The organism is Flavobacterium fluviale, from assembly GCF_003312915.1.
Lineage (GTDB): Bacteria > Bacteroidota > Bacteroidia > Flavobacteriales > Flavobacteriaceae > Flavobacterium > Flavobacterium fluviale.
In genome coordinates this window covers 1,045,669-1,060,877 of sequence record NZ_CP030261.1, presented here as the reverse complement: position 1 = coordinate 1,060,877, position 15,209 = coordinate 1,045,669, and the positions used below count along the sequence as shown (strand labels likewise).

Below are 15,209 nucleotides of genomic sequence, written 5' to 3'. Positions count from 1 at the left end.
TTTTATTAATATTCAAAAGGATATGAAAAATTATTTTTAAACCTTGTTTTAAAGAATTGTTATTTTAACGCTTTTCATTTAATAATCGGACAGTTAAAAGCGTCTGAAATAACAAAAACAACACAAATGTTATAAAAAAACTAATCTTTTCAACATCGGTTTCTCCGGTTTTGATTTTTAAAATTGGCTGCAGGATTAAATATCCTAATAACATTTGTGCAAAAGTTCCAAATAAAAAGGTCATGCCGACGATTTCAAAATTTTTCTCTTTTACTATTAATAATATAAGGTATAAAAAAGCCGAAATTCCGAAGAAGAATAAATATTGTAATTCTAAACTGTAATGAAAGTTTTGAATATTAATTTCGCAAAAGTAGAAAATTGCTTTATGTAAAAGGTAAGCTGTTAAAGCAAGACAAAATAAATAAAATACCGGTTTGTAATTTTTTAAAAGCATTTGAGATAATTTTTGCGCAAAGATGCAACTTTTATCTTAAGCTGTTTTACTAAAAACTACTTTGTCTTATTAATATCGTTTACCTGGCGAATTACATTATATAATGCGACTCCAACTCCAAGCATAACAAAAATGGTGTTGTAATATACTTTGGGACTTGGATGATTTTCGTCAAGCCAAGTTCCAAAGTATGAGAATACAAAGATAATTACTCCCATTTGAAAAGGAATATTAATAAATGCAAGCCATTTATTTCTCCTATTATTATTCGGCTCCTTTTCCATCTTCTAACATTATTACTTGGTTTGAGTGAGCCAGCATGGTGCAGGTTGCAGTGAAATCAGCGCCAGGTTCTATAGAAAGTTTTCCTACTGCTACTTCTCCATGTATTTGAGCAGTCGATTTAATATTAAGGATTTCAAGAACTTTTATTTTTCCATGAAATTCTCCTTCAATGTCTGCATTATTACAAATAATCTCTCCTTTGACTGATCCTTTGGCTCCTATTACAATTTTTCCTTGTGAAGTAAAATTTCCAATCAGTTCGCCGTCTAATCTGAAATCGGCTTTCGAGACTATGTCTCCTACTATTGATGTTCCTTCTACAATACGATTTGTTTTTCCTAATTGCTCTGTGCCGCTTTTTTTTACTTTTTCAAACATTATTATGGGGTTTTTGGGGTCAAGTAGGCTTCGAGGTTCTTTTTAATTTGAACCACTTTGTAATTATCCGTTGATATAATAACTGCGGGATGTGCAATTTTATATTTCTTATCCTCTCTCAAAACTCCCGCAACATCTTTGGCATACGCTTCAGATTTCAAACCATGAATAATTACAAAACTTTCAGATTGATTGTATTTATCAAAAGAAGTTGTTAATCTCTCAAAATTTTCAACTAATAAAAATACTCTAATCGCTTCTTCAATTTGTTTAAGCGTTTTAGTATCGTTATTAGGAACTGCATATAAAATTTTCCAGCTTTTGTTGTCTGCTGTAGTAAAATTTAATCTTTCTAAAGCCGGCACTTGTTTCTCTAGAATTTCTCTTGCATTTTTACCCTCTTCACTATTCGGATAATTATCTGCTACATTTTCAAGTCCTTTTTTATAGGCTTCTAAGCCATTTACCTTTCCTAAAGTATTGGCTTTTAATAATTCATACTTAGAAACGATATCATCTCCAGAATACTGATTAATCAAATTATCAATATTCGCTAAAACTTCATCAAATTTTTCTTCTTGAAACAGTTTATACCATTTTTGGTATTCTTTATCTGGACTAGAATTAGGGTCGTCTTCCTTGTTATTTAAAATCTGAGCGTATCTTGAATTTGGATATTTAGATGAAATTTCAGCTTTTATCGCTTCTGCTTTCTGCGGATTTGTAATTTGGTAAATTTTATACAAATTATACATAGACGGCAATACCAGTTTTTCTTCTGGATTGTTGCGCAATAATTGTTCTAACTTATCGCTGGCCAAACTGTATTCTTTAAATTTCTCCTTATATATAAGTCCTAATTGATAGTAAGCAAAATTACGTTCTATACCAATACTGTCGATAGCTGGCTGTGATGTAGGAAGCTGTTTTACATAAAATGCAACGGTATATTTTTCTGCAACAACTGTATCTTTTAAGACATTATTACTATCTTGATTAGTAATTGTGTCATTCATTGCAGCATTGTTGGCATCTTTAATTCCTGCCAATCTCCAGTAACTGCCTAATGTTCTGCTTCCCCACATTTTTTTAAACTGCAGTTTTCCGTATGCTACAGTGGTTGGATTATAAAAATAAAATGTGCTGGCATTGTCATTACTTCCCATTGGCATTCCGATACCGTCTGAATCTAGTTGCTGTCCCAAAGACTGCGGATTTACAGCTCCGCTTCCTGAAACTTCTGCTCTTGAATTTAAATCAATATTGGCTAATCGTTCTTTTTCTTTTTCTTCTACAAGTCGTTTTGCTTCGTCTTTCTTTTTTAGCTCTGCAATATAATTTTCAAAATAAACTTTTTTCTCTGTCGGAGGCATATTAAATACCTTAATAATACTATCGTTTCGTTTTGCAACGGCTTCGTATTTAATTACATTGTCGAGATTTTTTCTGTTTTTTTCTATGAAAGCATATTCTCTGGTTTTCGAATCAAGTTTTACCAATGTGCTGTCATAATACTTCGCCGCCATTGTATAGTTTGTATTTTTAAAATACATATTTCCAATGTTTCTGTATGCCGAAGCCATTAAATATGGATCTTTAGACTTTCTTCCTAAAGATTTATTATAAAATTTTAAAGCATTTTCCTGATCTTTCTTTTTATCGTAAAAAACTCCCATTTCATAAAAAAGAACATCATAATAAGGACGGTTCTCCCGATCTTTTACCAGTTTATTGAATGTTTTTAAAAAGATGGTATCATTGTCTTTTTCATAGTCATACATCTGTGCCTTTTTAGCGTAAGCATGCATCATATATTTACGATCTGCTTTTCGATTCAAATCGATTACACCATCATAAAAATAAATTGCACTGTCACGTTTTCCTTGTTCTTGATACATTTGTCCAAGAATAAAACGGTATCTCGCACGCTCTTCATTCTTTTTTGTGAACTGCTCTGCAATTCGCAACTTGGCAACTGCACTGTCCTTTTCTTCTATATTTAAAAAAGCTTCGGCTAAAAGAGCATTTGCATCGGCAAAAGTCTGCTTATCTAAATCCGTGTTTTTAAGTAAAAGTTTAATGTTTTTTAAGGCAATAGCATCATTTCCTAAACGCATATTGGTTTTTTCGCGCCAGATTTTAGCAGTATAAATATTACTACTGTTCGGATATTTGTATAAAATATAATTGAATGCTTCAACCGCAGGAATAAAACGCTGATCGTAATATCTAGCTTTTCCAAGCATTAAATACGCTTCGTCAATTTGTGAATTTCGTTCCCTTCCTCCAATATTCATGGAGTGTTTCTGAATGGCTTTGGTTGCTTTTGTTTCTGCGCGTTCAAAATCAGGGTTTTTAGCTTTTTCTCCTTCAGAAAAATTTTCATCAAACTGCATTTTTTCAATTGGCAGTAATTTCCAAAAATTATCTTGATTGTTGGCCTGGATAGATTGTAAGCCTTTATCAAGTCCAATTCCTCCATTGTACAAAATATTATATTTTGTACCAACAGAGTGAGATGTTCTAGACAAAAAAGTATTTTTTTTGGTAGAACAAGCTATCAAAAAGAATAAAAAAACGAAAGTAAAACTATATTTAAGAGTATTCTTTTTCAATAGAAAAGAGTTTAAAACAGATAACTACTAAAAATTGATTTTAGTATATTGACTTGTAAAAATACGCTTCTTTTTGTAATCTAGAAACTTATACTGCAAAAAACGATTCTAGTTCCTGCAAGGTCTCTTTTGAAGTTTTAATATCCTTTACAATTTCGCCTTTATTAAGTGCAACAATTCGGTCACAAACTTCGACAGTGTGCTGTAAATCATGGCTTGAAACCAAAACAGTAACATTTGGATTATCGGCCAATTCTTTAATAATTTTTTTTAATCTGCTAACAGTTGTCGGGTCCAAATTTGCAAATGGTTCGTCTAAAATTACAACTTCTGGGCTTCCTATAAGTGTGGCGATTATACCCACTTTTTTCTGGTTTCCTTTAGATAAATCCCTTAAATATTTTTTATTTTTTAAAATTTCTCCATTGAAAAATTCTTCGTGCTGCGCCAATAAAGCATCAACATCGGCTTTATTTTGATTGCGAAGATCTCCAATAAAATAAAAATATTCTTCTGGTGTTAGATAACCGATTAGGAAACTTTCGTCAAGAAATGATCCTGTAAAAGATTTCCAATTTTCGCTGGTATTTACCTGAATATTATTGTTTTGAATACTTCCTTTTGAGGGTTGAATCAAATCTAAAAGAAGACTGAAAAATGTTGTTTTTCCTGCCCCATTGTTTCCTACTAAACCGAAACTCTGCCCTTTTGGAATTTCCAGATTTTCGATATTTAAAACTGTTGTTCCGTTATAATTTTTTATAAGTTGATTTACTTGTATCATTTTAATTTTAGATTTTAGATTGTTGATTTTAGATTAAATATCTATTGCCTATTCATAGATTTTAGATTTCCAATTGATATTTTCTGATTATCAAATTGGCAGATTATCTAATTAACTTTTTTGTTTATAAGCGTTTATTGTACTGTACTTTTCGATTTTGTATCTTTTTTCGATTAAAGAAAAAACCTTATCTCTAAAAATAAATCCTAAAACCCCAGCTCCGGCTACTAAACTTAAACCCCATGTATTGTCTCCAAAATGATTTCCGAGCCAATACAATAAACTTGGTAAAAATATTTTTGGCAGAGAAAGAAGTATTGCGTTAACATTAAAAGCTTTTTTATCTCCAAAAGCACCGCCTGCAACACTTAAATCGATTGGTGTTTTGGTAAATGCTCCGCCAAGAAGGACTAAATGTGAATTTACTCCAATATTGTAAATTGCCCCCACTATAATAATTAGGTAAACTTTCCATCCGAAAAAGAGATAAAACGATGCCAAAATTGTCGAAATACTAGTAGCAATAACTATCAGCCACCATTTTGAAGTAATGTAACCGCGGTACGGAACATTTTGAGTCATTAATAATTGGTAATACGAACTATCCCAGCTTGGAACGAACTGCCCGAAAACAAATAAAAATCCTCCTGAAACAAATATGCCTCCAAAAATTTGCATGTACGGTTTCTCATAAACCTCAATTCCACCTGAAAAAAACAGAAGTCCATAAAACAAAAAGAGAATACTCATAAAAATGGTTGTTTTAGATCTCTTATTTCTTTTGATAAGTTTAATGTCATTTTTAAGAAATGTCCCCAAAGTCCCAAACTGATTCAGCCATGTAAGATTTTCTGTTGCTGCAACATCTTGTTTAACAGAAAGTCCAGCGTCTAGATATAAATTTTTCTTGAAATATTTGAAAGTAAAAACATGAAGGGCAATTAGTACTACAACCGGAATTAAAAACAATCCTTCTACATCATGAAAATTTTGAAAAAATGGGGTTGTAAATACTGTTACATCAAATACCTTATAATACTGCGCACCAGCCAGAGCCAGAATCAGCACTACAAAAACAATAAATAACTTATCGATATTACTTAAAATAATATTTAAAAAATTATTGATGTAGATAACAGCCATAATTCCTAAATGCCAAAATAGAATTCCAACAACATCATATCCGTTTAAAATGAGTACAACTGAAAATGGAATGAAAAACAATGCATGTACCCAGTTAAAAAAGGATAAAACTGTTTTTCCTAAAGAGAAATGAACAATCGTTGGTTTTTTAAATGGTAAAACCAATAATGGCTTAATATTTAGAACAGGAATTGCCTGAAGCAATAACCTAATTAGTAAATCGAAAAGAAAATAATAAATAAGAAATTTGTTAACAGCTCTTAATGGTTCCAATTTCATATCCTTTAGAATATAAAATGCTCCAACTCCCATTCCAATGAAAATTAAGGAAAAATAGATCATTAAAAATCCTATTATTATTTTCATTGCCAGGTTTTTCCCAAAGGATGCCGATCTAATGAAAGCTTTCCATTCGAGGTAAATAAACTTCTTAATCATGGTTTATATTTTTAGTTTCTTTATAGTGAGAGATCAAATGTAGGAAAACGTTACAAAAAAAGTTAAAAAAAATAATTTCGTGCTAATCATTTAATAGTGGTTTGCTACTTTTGCATAAAAATTCTAACATGCCTTCATTCTTAAAACTTATAATTAAAGAGGTAAAACGTGAAACTGCAGATGCTGTTTCTATACTTTTTAATGTTCCCGAAGAACTAAAACCAGATTATAAATTTATAGCTGGACAATATATAAATCTAAAACTAACTCTTGACAATCAAGAAATTAGACGTGCTTATTCTATTTGTTCTGCACCAGACAGCGGCGAATTAAGAATTGCTGTTAAAGCTGTAAAAAGTGGGGTTTTTTCTCAGTTTGCCAATACCAAATTAAAACCAGGAGATGTTCTTGAAGTTGGTCAGCCAGAAGGAAAATTCACTTTTGAACCAGATGCAGAAAGACAAAAAAACTACGCTGCATTTGTTGCTGGAAGTGGTATTACTCCTGTTCTTTCTATCATAAAATCGGTTTTAAAAAATGAGCCTAAAAGTTCATTTGTATTAGTTTATGGAAATAGAACTCCAGAAAATACTATGTTTCATCAGGAACTTCACGATTTGCAATTACAATATGTAGGCAGATTTTTTGTGCATTACGTATTTAGTCAGGCAAAAGCTGAAAATGCTTTGTTTGGAAGAATTGAAAAATCTGCGGTAAATTTTGTTTTAAATAATAAACATAAAGAACTTGAATTTGACAAATTTTTCCTTTGCGGACCAGAAGAAATGATTAATACTGTTTCTGATGTTTTGAAGGAGAAAAACGTAAAAGAATCTGCTATTAAATTTGAGCTTTTTACTTCTTCATCTGAAGAACATGTAATTCAAGGTTCTCAAGAAGGGCATACAAAAATTACAGTTTTGGTAGACGATGAAGAAACTACTTTTGAAATGTCTAAAAAGCAAACTATTCTTGATGCTGCATTAAAACAAGGTGTTGATGCTCCTTATTCTTGTCAAGGCGGAATTTGCAGCAGCTGCTTAGGACGTGTTACAGCAGGATCTGCCGAAATGACTAAAAATTCTATTTTAACAGACAGCGAAATTGCCGAAGGTTTAATTTTAACTTGTCAAGCGCATCCAACATCAGATACTATCTATGTGGATTATGACGACGTTTAATATCTAAATTTTAATATAAAAAATTCCAAATTCCAATTGAAAGCTTGGAATTTGGAATTTTTTATATTGTAATTTTTTAAACTAATCCCTGAATTTTTTTCACGACTTCATCTGGAGAAATACTCCTCATTGCATCTTCATAACCTTCAACAATCTTATTTCCATAAACAGAGGTTGGGAGTTTTGGATATTGATTTCTGTCTGAAGTTAAAGCATTTTCTAAACTCTGATTGAATGGTAAAAATCCGGCATAAGGATGGGTAGCACCCCAAAGTGTAACAACTTTAACCCCAAGCATCGCTGCAATATGTGCATTTCCAGAATCCATAGAAAGCATAACATCTAGATTGCTTATGAGTTGTAATTCCTGCTGAAATTTAATTTTTCCAGCCGTATTAATTACATTTTCATAAGGCTGCGAAATTGAATCTAAAATCTCGATTTCTTTTTTTCCTCCGCCAAAAAGCAAAATTTTATTAGCTGAATTTTCGGCCAATTTTGATATAACTTCCTTCATTAAATCTAAGGGATAAACCTTAGAATCGTATTGTGCAAAAGGTGCGATTCCGATTAATTTTTGACTGTGATATCCGATAATTTCTAAAATTTCAGAACTCAAATTTGTTTTTGCAGGAAAAGTCGGATTCGATAAATCTAAAGGAAAACCAAGTTCTTCAAACACTTTTGCATGTCTTTGGAACATCGTTGGTAATTGTTTAAAAATCTTATTCTCGGCTCTTGTCAATTCTTTTTTTCCTTCTCGGCCTTTATCTACAGTCGCTCTTTTTTTGCCGCTTAAAGCGAAAAGCAAACTCACAACTTTAGATCTGAGAACATTATGAAGATCTGCAAAAGCGTCTATTTTCAGTTTTTTTACGTCATTATATAAACGGACAAGTCCAAAGAATCCTTTGTGTCTTTCTTTTTCATCAAAGGCAAAAAAATCCAAATTCGGAATTCCATCAAAAAAAGGTTTGAAAAAAGGACGAGAAATAACCGTCAATTTAACCATTGGATATTGTTTTACGAAAGCGTGTAAAACAGGAACCGTCATGGCGACATCTCCCATTGCGGATAGTCTCATGACGGCTATATGCTTAATTTTGCTAGACAAGTCTGCCAAATTATTTTTTGTTTTGATATAAAACTGGATTCAATTCATCATCATTGTACATTTTCATTTGTTTGTACACTTTCATGAATTTTTCTCCATTTTCGATATCTGTCAATAATTCTTCAATTGCTGTAGATAAATCTGTTCTTTGTTCTAAAAGAATATTTAATTTTTCCTGACATTTATCTCTATGTTCTTGAGAAGCTTCTGCACGAGTTGCTTCTTCATTCATATGGTAAATTTTTAAAGCTAAAATCGACAATCTATCAAAAGCCCATGCAGGACTTTCTGAGTTGATTTTTGCTCCATCTTTTACTTTAACATCGCTGTATTTTTGTAAAAAATAGCTGTCGATATATTCCACCATATCAGTACGTTCCTGATTTGATGCATCGATTCTTCTTTTTAAAGTTAAGGCTGCAACTGGATCAATTTGCGGATCACGAATAATATCTTCAAAATGCCATTGAACTGTATCAATCCAATTTTTTAAATATAATAAATGTTCAAACTTATCTTTTGGATAAGGATTATTAATCGGCTGATCAACATTATCAAATTGGTGATAATCTTTAATACTTTGCTCGAAAACAGAATATGCTAATTTTGAAAACATGTTTTTATTTTTTTATAAAACAAAGATACTTTTTATACTTTTATAGTTTGAAAAAAACTACTAATTTTTCAATTCTTCATAAAAAACAATTGACCTGCTAAAAAAATATTATGAAAATTCATTATATCTCTGAGAATAACAGTGTATTAAATCATTTTCTAGGCCAAATTAGAAATGTAAATGTACAGAACGACAGCATGCGTTTTCGTAGAAATATTGAACGTATTGGTGAAATCATGGCTTATGAGTTAAGCAAAATTTTACCATATAAAAATGTTGAAATTCAAACACCGCTGGGAATTAAAAAAACAACAGAGATTGAAACTGATTTAGTTTTATGTCCTATCCTAAGAGCTGGATTACCGCTTCATAATGGCTTTTTAAATTATTTCGACCATGCAGAAAACAGCTTTGTGTCGGCCTCCAGATATCACCCTAATAATGATGATGAATTTGAAATTTTGGTTGAATACCAGGCGATTTCAAACCTCAACAATAAAACAGTTTTACTTCTTGATCCTATGCTCGCAACAGGTCAATCTATAGTCGCTGTTCACAAAAAATTAATCGAAAATGCGGCTCCAGCAGAATTTCATATTGTGGTAGTGATTGCTGCTCCTGAAGGAATTGCTCATCTAGAGAAAAATCTTCCTGAAAACTGTCATTTGTGGGTTGCCTCTTTAGACGAAAAACTAAATGAGAAAAATTATATTGTTCCTGGTCTTGGTGATGCCGGTGATCTTGCCTACGGAAGTAAATTATAACTGTGAGAAGAAAGTAAATAAACTACACACAATCAAGACATAAAATACAATTTCGTTATTCAGTTTTTGCTGCATATATTCTACATGACTTGTTGCCATAATGGCTAATGGTGCAATACTAAACAATAATAAATCGTTGCTTTTATTGGGCGAAACTATATAAACTATCACTGCTATAAAAAAACAAGCCACAATTTTCTTGTAAGAAGAATGTAAAATCTGGGGTCTGTTTGACAATGTCATTAGCATTGAAGTAACAAAGAACAGGGCGATTGCAGTGTAAATTGACAGTGCTCCGTTTTCGTAATTGTTTTTAAAATAATCAATTCTAAAATCGATTACAGCTCTTTCTTGAAAAAATGCAGCAGCATCGATATTAAAGATTAAAGAGGTCATATAAAATAATATTGCCACTGCTAAAAGTGCAATAAATGGTAAAACCCAGTTTCTATAGTCTCTAGAAACGTGAAAAACAATTGATATAAAGACCAATATTACGAAAAGTATACTCCAAAATTGAAATAAAGAAGCTACAAAAATCCAAAATGAAGCATCGAATATTTTTTCTTTTGACGCTTTTAAAGATTGAAGCGAAATCAACCTTCGAAGTGCCAATAAGATAAAGAAACTAGCATAGATAACATTTGTGTTGTTAAAAATGGTAGGAAAAAATAAAAGGAACAATAAATAGAAAAATATCGCGTAACCATTGTCTTTACTGAGTCCGTTCTTTTTTACAATAAAATTTACCATAAAAAAAGAAGCCAAAATAAAGCATAACAAACTTACTTTTTGGAAAGCCAAAAAATAAGAAGTAACCCAAGTTGGGTCTTTAATTTGGAACATAAAAAAGAAAACCAGTATTAAAATTACAACCAAAGAATAATTTAATGGCGTAGATTTTTTAAAAACACTTGTTATCATAAGGATATTTTATACTTTTGTGATTGTAAAGATAATACTTGTTTAAAATGAAAAACCGAACAAGTTGAAAAAAGATTCTTTAAACAGAATTTTATCTTCAAAGCATTACACAACAATAAATAACATATAATTTTAAAAAATTATGACAGCTTTTTTTGAAGGAATACAATACTTATTCGTTAACATTTTGTTTGCTCCTCTTGACTTTTTACGTCGTTTGGAATTAATTACATGGTTTGGTGCAAACACAATTAACTGGATTTTCATGATCATCTGTTCATGCGCAATCGTTTATTGGATTAAACAATTACGCATTTTTGATGACGCCGGAACAGAAAACCAAGATACAACGGCTCACTCTTTCTTAAAGTAAGTCGAAACCAATATCTTTTCTAAAATACATCTTATCAAAGCTTAGTTTATCTATGTTTTGATAAGATTTTTTTATGGCCTCTTGGAAATTATCTCCGTAAGAGGTTACAGCAATTACACGTCCTCCATTAGTAACGACATTTTCGTTATCTAATTTTGTTCCTGCATGAAAAACTATAGAATTTGTTACATTTTCTAATCCAGAAATTACTTTTCCTTTTTCAAAATCTTCAGGATATCCACCAGAAACAACCATAACCGTTGTCGCGCTTCTTGGATCAATTTCTAAATTAAAGTCACCTAATTTCTGATCAGCAACAGACAAGAACAGTTCTACTAAATCTGATTTTAATCTTGGTACAACTACTTCTGTTTCTGGATCTCCCATTCTCACATTGTACTCAATAACAATTGGTTCGTTTTTAACATTAATCAAACCAATAAATACGAATCCTTTATATTCGATTCCGTCTTTTTGGAAACCTTCGATTGTTGGTTTTACGATACGCGTTTCAATTTTTTCCATTAAAACAGCATCCACATAAGGAACTGGAGAAACTGCTCCCATTCCACCTGTGTTTAATCCTGTATCTCCTTCTCCAATTCTTTTATAATCTTTTGCCGTTGGAAGAATCTTGTAATTTTTTCCATCTGTTAAAACAAAACAGCTTAATTCGATTCCGTCCAAGAATTCTTCGATAACAACTTTAGAACTTGCTGTACCAAATTTTGCATGAACCAGCATGTTACGTAATTCTGTTTTTGCTTCTTCAAGATCTTGAATAATCAAAACACCTTTTCCAGCTGCTAATCCATCTGCTTTTAAAACATAAGGCGGCTGTAATGTTTCTAAAAACTCGCATCCTTTTTCAACCGTTTCGGCAGTGAAACTATCATATGCTGCAGTTGGAATATTATGTTTCATCAAGAATTCTTTTGCAAATTCTTTACTTCCTTCTAATTGAGCGCCCAATTTTGATGGTCCAATAACTGGGATATGTTTTAAACTTTCGTCGTTTTTAAAATAGTCGTAAATACCTTTTACCAATGGATCTTCAGGTCCTACGACTACTAAACTTATATTTTCCTTAAGTACTAAAGCTTTTACAGCTTCAAAATCTGTCGCAGATATTGCCACATTTTCAGCAATTGCAGCAGTTCCCGCATTTCCAGGTACTACAAAAAGTTTTTCGCAAAGCGGACTCTGAGTCATTTTCCATGCAAATGCATGTTCCCTTCCGCCTGATCCCAATAGTAAAATTGTCATGGTGTAGTTGTATTTAGTTGTGGTGCAAAAATAATTGCTTTTAAACGTAAAAAATAATTAAATCTTAAAAACTTGTTGATTATGTCCTGTTAGTAATTCCTAAATATTATTTTTGACGAAAATTATTCTGAAAATGATTCGTCTTTTTGATATTTCCCTTCAATTAAATGGTTTTCCGATAAAGAAAGCCAAAGCCGAATTGGATGAAATTATTCTCTTTTCTGACGAAGAATATGCTTCATTTCTTGAAAAGAAGAAGAAAGAAATTGTTGATTTTCATTTAAAAAACAACTCTTTTTACAAAGAATTAGTTGGAAATAATGCAGTTCAAAATTGGGAAGATCTACCCATTTTGAATAAACAGAATCTTCAGAAGCCATTGGATGAGAGACTTTCCAAAGGTTATTCAAAAAAGAACATTTACCTCAACAAAACTTCCGGATCGAGCGGAACTCCTTTTGTTTTTGCAAAAGATAAGTACTGTCATGCCTTAACATGGGCTTCCAATATGATGCGTTTTGGATGGTTTGGAATTGATTTTAATCATTCCTATCAGGCCCGTTTTTACGGAATTCCAATGGATTTTATTGGTTATCAGAAAGAGCGTTTCAAAGATTTCCTGACGCATCGTTTTCGCTTTCCGGTTTTTGATTTATCTGATGAAGTTTTAGAAAAATTCTTAAAAAAATTCAAATCGAAAAAATTCGATTATATCAATGGTTATACGAGTTCGATTGTTTTGTTTGCTAAATATTTGGAGCAAAAGAATATTGTTTTAATTGAAATTTGTCCAACCTTAAAGGCTTGCTTCGTCACTTCGGAAATGCTTTTTGAAACGGATAAAAAACTACTTGAAAAACAATTTGGAATTCCTATTATCAGCGAATATGGAGCATCAGAATTGGATCTAATTGCTTTCGAAAATCCTAAAGGAGAATGGCAAGTTAATTCCGAAACCCTTTTTGTTGAAATTTTAGATGAAAATAACAATTCTGTTCCACATGGAACGGAAGGAAAAATTGTAATTACCTCATTATTTAACAAAGCAAATCCCTTTATCAGATATGAAATTGGCGACATTGGAATTCTCGATGAAAAAAGTACTCCCAGAAAACCAATTTTAAAAAAATTAATTGGAAGAACCAATGATGTTGCCATTTTACCAAGCGGAAAAAAATCTCCTGGATTGACTTTTTATTATGTAACCAAAAGCATAATTGAAGACGATGGAAATGTAAAAGAATTTATCATCAAACAAACCAAAATAGATAATTTTGAAATTGAATATGTTGCTGAAAATGAATTAGATTCTAAACAAATTCATAAAATAAAAGAAGCTATAGATTTGTATTTAGAACCCAATTTAAACTTCACTTTTACAAGAAAAACTGTTTTAGAAAGAACTAATCGCGGGAAATTAAAACAGTTTAAATCGTATTTGTAAATATAAATAAAATCTTACATTTGTTTTTATAATTAAAACTTATGGATAATCATTCTTTACTTTCTGAAGAAACAATTTCAAATAAAATATATTTTATACGTAATCAAAAAGTGATGCTTGATCGTGATTTGGCTTTACTTTATGGAATAGAAACTAAAGTTCTTAAACAATCCGTTAAAAGAAATATCTAAAGGTTTCCTGAAGATTTCATGTTTGAACTTAATAAATCAGAGTTTGAAAATTGGAGGTCACAATTTGTGACCTCCAATTCCGATAAGATTGGTTTGCGACATGCACCGATGGCATTTACTGAACATGGGGTTATGATGTTGTCTAGCATTCTTAAAAGTGACAAAGCAATTCAAACCAATATTCAAATCATGCGTATTTTCACGAAAGTGAGACAAATGCTATTGGATACAACAGAAATTAAAGTTGATATTTTACAGATTCAGAAAAAGTTAGAAAATCATGATAAAAATATTGAATTGGTCTTTTCTTATTTAGATGAATTAACTGAGAAAAAAGAAAATGAATCTGAAAGAGTGAAAATTGGTTATAAAAAATAACTATTTCTTTAAGATCACAAATTGTGACCTTAAAAACTTGAAGTCGCAAATTGTGACATCAGTTCAATTAAACTTTCTTTATATATTTCGGTTTTATTATCAACTGGGTAAACAAAAATCTTATCATTAACAAAACAGAAAACACAAAATTGAATTTGTGGAAGTCTCGATAGACTCCAAAATTATGTTTGATCAATTTGAATTTTGACGATGAAATAGAATCTTTTCTTATTCTGTAAAATGCTAATGGTTCCGGCACAGCTTTTACCGTTTTTAATTGTTTTAAAATCGTCAGCCAAATCCTCCAATCTTGCCTTTTTTCGGAAGATTCTAATTTGATTTTTCCATAATATTCGGCATCATAAATCGCAGTAAGATTGCCTACATAATTACAAAAAAACAGTTGTTTATAAGTTAGTGGCTGCGGTGACTCAACTCTTCTGTTTAAATTATTTCCCTCCTCATCAATACAATCATAAAAGCTAAAAGTAAAAGGCAGATTATTGCTTTTTAGAAACTGAAGCTGCTTTTCCAATTTCTGAGGAAACCATACATCATCTGCATCTAGATAAGCGATATATTTTCCTGAAGCCTTTTCTAAAGCTTCATTTCTGGCAAATCCATTTCCTGAATTTTTAGATAATCTGAATAATTTTATTCTAGAATCGTTTTGAGCAAACTCTTTTATAATGGAAACCGTTTTATCTGTAGAAGCATCATCAACCAAAATCATTTCCCAATTTTGATACGTCTGATTCTGAACTGATTCAATGGTTGCTCTAATGAACTTTTCAGTATTATATGTTGGAGTTAAAATAGATACTAAATCGTTCATTAGAATTTATATTCTTTAAAAAT

The 15,209-nt window shown here is 31.2% G+C and carries 15 protein-coding genes and 1 pseudogene; 5 read left to right on the top strand and 11 right to left on the bottom strand.

Annotated elements, in window-relative coordinates:
• Positions 1–64 precede the first annotated feature (64 nt).
• The 6 genes from HYN86_RS04765 to HYN86_RS04740 all read right to left on the bottom strand — a co-directional run bounded on the left by HYN86_RS04765 (position 65) and on the right by HYN86_RS04740 (position 6,100).
• Complete coding sequence (locus tag HYN86_RS04765; RefSeq protein ID WP_113677012.1) at positions 65–457, bottom strand: hypothetical protein; 393 nt, start codon at positions 455–457, stop codon at positions 65–67.
• A 56-nt stretch (positions 458–513) separates the two neighbouring features.
• Positions 514–741: an AtpZ/AtpI family protein gene (locus tag HYN86_RS04760; RefSeq protein ID WP_113677011.1), complete on the bottom strand. Its 228-nt coding sequence runs from the start codon at positions 739–741 to the stop codon at positions 514–516.
• A complete protein-coding gene (locus HYN86_RS04755) occupies positions 722–1,120 on the bottom strand; it encodes a bactofilin family protein (RefSeq protein WP_095952814.1) in 399 nt (132 codons plus the stop codon). Before HYN86_RS04755 ends, HYN86_RS04760 begins: the two co-directional genes overlap by 20 nt.
• A 2-nt stretch (positions 1,121–1,122) precedes the next feature.
• On the bottom strand, positions 1,123–3,684 hold the full coding sequence (gene porW / locus HYN86_RS04750) for a type IX secretion system periplasmic lipoprotein PorW/SprE (RefSeq protein WP_449404024.1): 2,562 nt from the start codon (positions 3,682–3,684) through the stop codon (positions 1,123–1,125).
• A gap of 139 nt (positions 3,685–3,823) precedes the next feature.
• Positions 3,824–4,519 carry an ABC transporter ATP-binding protein gene (locus HYN86_RS04745; protein WP_113677009.1) on the bottom strand — a complete coding sequence of 232 codons (696 nt, stop codon included), beginning with the start codon at positions 4,517–4,519 and terminating at the stop codon, positions 3,824–3,826.
• A gap of 111 nt (positions 4,520–4,630) precedes the next feature.
• Entirely contained in the window at positions 4,631–6,100 is a 1,470-nt protein-coding gene (locus HYN86_RS04740; protein ID WP_113677008.1) for a DUF5687 family protein, read from the bottom strand.
• A gap of 128 nt (positions 6,101–6,228) precedes the next feature.
• Here HYN86_RS04740 and HYN86_RS04735 point away from each other — a divergent pair, with 128 nt between their 5' ends.
• Positions 6,229–7,281, top strand: a complete 1,053-nt coding sequence (locus tag HYN86_RS04735; protein WP_113677007.1) for a 2Fe-2S iron-sulfur cluster-binding protein — start codon at positions 6,229–6,231, stop codon at positions 7,279–7,281.
• A gap of 76 nt (positions 7,282–7,357) precedes the next feature.
• Here the strand turns inward: HYN86_RS04735 and HYN86_RS04730 are convergent, their stop codons facing one another.
• Positions 7,358–8,365, bottom strand: a complete 1,008-nt coding sequence (locus tag HYN86_RS04730) for a glycosyltransferase family 9 protein (protein ID WP_113677006.1) — start codon at positions 8,363–8,365, stop codon at positions 7,358–7,360.
• A 40-nt stretch (positions 8,366–8,405) separates the two neighbouring features.
• Positions 8,406–9,011, bottom strand: coding sequence for a DUF4254 domain-containing protein (locus HYN86_RS04725; RefSeq protein ID WP_113677005.1), 606 nt, complete (start codon positions 9,009–9,011; stop codon positions 8,406–8,408).
• Between the two features lie 110 nt (positions 9,012–9,121).
• Between HYN86_RS04725 and upp the strand changes: the two genes are divergently transcribed.
• Complete coding sequence (upp, locus tag HYN86_RS04720; protein WP_113677004.1) at positions 9,122–9,775, top strand: uracil phosphoribosyltransferase; 654 nt, start codon at positions 9,122–9,124, stop codon at positions 9,773–9,775.
• On the opposite strand, the gene HYN86_RS04715 is transcribed toward upp, so the two are convergent.
• Positions 9,770–10,699 (bottom strand): DUF6427 family protein, encoded by a 930-nt coding sequence (locus HYN86_RS04715; RefSeq protein WP_113677003.1) that lies wholly within the window; start codon positions 10,697–10,699, stop codon positions 9,770–9,772. The two genes, upp and HYN86_RS04715, sit on opposite strands and share 6 nt — an antisense overlap.
• Positions 10,700–10,841: 142 nt before the next feature.
• On the opposite strand from HYN86_RS04715, the gene HYN86_RS04710 reads away from it, so the two are divergent.
• A complete protein-coding gene (locus HYN86_RS04710; RefSeq protein ID WP_031453858.1) occupies positions 10,842–11,072 on the top strand; it encodes a DUF6341 family protein in 231 nt (76 codons plus the stop codon).
• Here the strand turns inward: HYN86_RS04710 and purD are convergent.
• Positions 11,064–12,338, bottom strand: coding sequence for a phosphoribosylamine--glycine ligase (gene purD, locus HYN86_RS04705; RefSeq protein WP_113677002.1), 1,275 nt, complete (start codon positions 12,336–12,338; stop codon positions 11,064–11,066). The two genes, HYN86_RS04710 and purD, sit on opposite strands and share 9 nt — an antisense overlap.
• A 133-nt stretch (positions 12,339–12,471) precedes the next feature.
• Here purD and HYN86_RS04700 point away from each other — a divergent pair, with 133 nt between their 5' ends.
• Together HYN86_RS04700 and HYN86_RS04695 are read left to right on the top strand one after the other, a co-directional pair.
• Positions 12,472–13,782 (top strand): phenylacetate--CoA ligase family protein, encoded by a 1,311-nt coding sequence (locus tag HYN86_RS04700; protein WP_113677001.1) that lies wholly within the window; start codon positions 12,472–12,474, stop codon positions 13,780–13,782.
• 41 nt (positions 13,783–13,823) lie between these two features.
• A pseudogene (locus tag HYN86_RS04695) lies at positions 13,824–14,351 on the top strand (ORF6N domain-containing protein).
• 67 nt (positions 14,352–14,418) lie between these two features.
• Here HYN86_RS04695 and HYN86_RS04690 read toward each other — a convergent pair.
• Entirely contained in the window at positions 14,419–15,186 is a 768-nt protein-coding gene (locus HYN86_RS04690; RefSeq protein WP_113677000.1) for a glycosyltransferase family 2 protein, read from the bottom strand.
• Between the last annotated feature and the right edge of the window lie 23 nt (positions 15,187–15,209).

Bases quoted from the DNA above. Each gene is read 5' to 3' on its own strand.
- HYN86_RS04765 (WP_113677012.1), bottom strand. From the start codon at position 457: ATGCTTTTAAAAAATTACAAACCGGTATTTTATTTATTTTGTCTTGCT.
- HYN86_RS04760 (WP_113677011.1), bottom strand. From the start codon at position 741: ATGGAAAAGGAGCCGAATAATAATAGGAGAAATAAATGGCTTGCATTT.
- HYN86_RS04755 (WP_095952814.1), bottom strand. From the start codon at position 1,120: ATGTTTGAAAAAGTAAAAAAAAGCGGCACAGAGCAATTAGGAAAAACA.
- HYN86_RS04745 (WP_113677009.1), bottom strand. From the start codon at position 4,519: ATGATACAAGTAAATCAACTTATAAAAAATTATAACGGAACAACAGTT.
- HYN86_RS04740 (WP_113677008.1), bottom strand. From the start codon at position 6,100: ATGATTAAGAAGTTTATTTACCTCGAATGGAAAGCTTTCATTAGATCG.
- HYN86_RS04735 (WP_113677007.1), top strand. From the start codon at position 6,229: ATGCCTTCATTCTTAAAACTTATAATTAAAGAGGTAAAACGTGAAACT.
- HYN86_RS04730 (WP_113677006.1), bottom strand. From the start codon at position 8,365: ATGAGACTATCCGCAATGGGAGATGTCGCCATGACGGTTCCTGTTTTA.
- HYN86_RS04725 (WP_113677005.1), bottom strand. From the start codon at position 9,011: ATGTTTTCAAAATTAGCATATTCTGTTTTCGAGCAAAGTATTAAAGAT.
- upp (WP_113677004.1), top strand. From the start codon at position 9,122: ATGAAAATTCATTATATCTCTGAGAATAACAGTGTATTAAATCATTTT.
- HYN86_RS04715 (WP_113677003.1), bottom strand. From the start codon at position 10,699: ATGATAACAAGTGTTTTTAAAAAATCTACGCCATTAAATTATTCTTTG.
- HYN86_RS04710 (WP_031453858.1), top strand. From the start codon at position 10,842: ATGACAGCTTTTTTTGAAGGAATACAATACTTATTCGTTAACATTTTG.
- purD (WP_113677002.1), bottom strand. From the start codon at position 12,338: ATGACAATTTTACTATTGGGATCAGGCGGAAGGGAACATGCATTTGCA.
- HYN86_RS04700 (WP_113677001.1), top strand. From the start codon at position 12,472: ATGATTCGTCTTTTTGATATTTCCCTTCAATTAAATGGTTTTCCGATA.
- HYN86_RS04690 (WP_113677000.1), bottom strand. From the start codon at position 15,186: ATGAACGATTTAGTATCTATTTTAACTCCAACATATAATACTGAAAAG.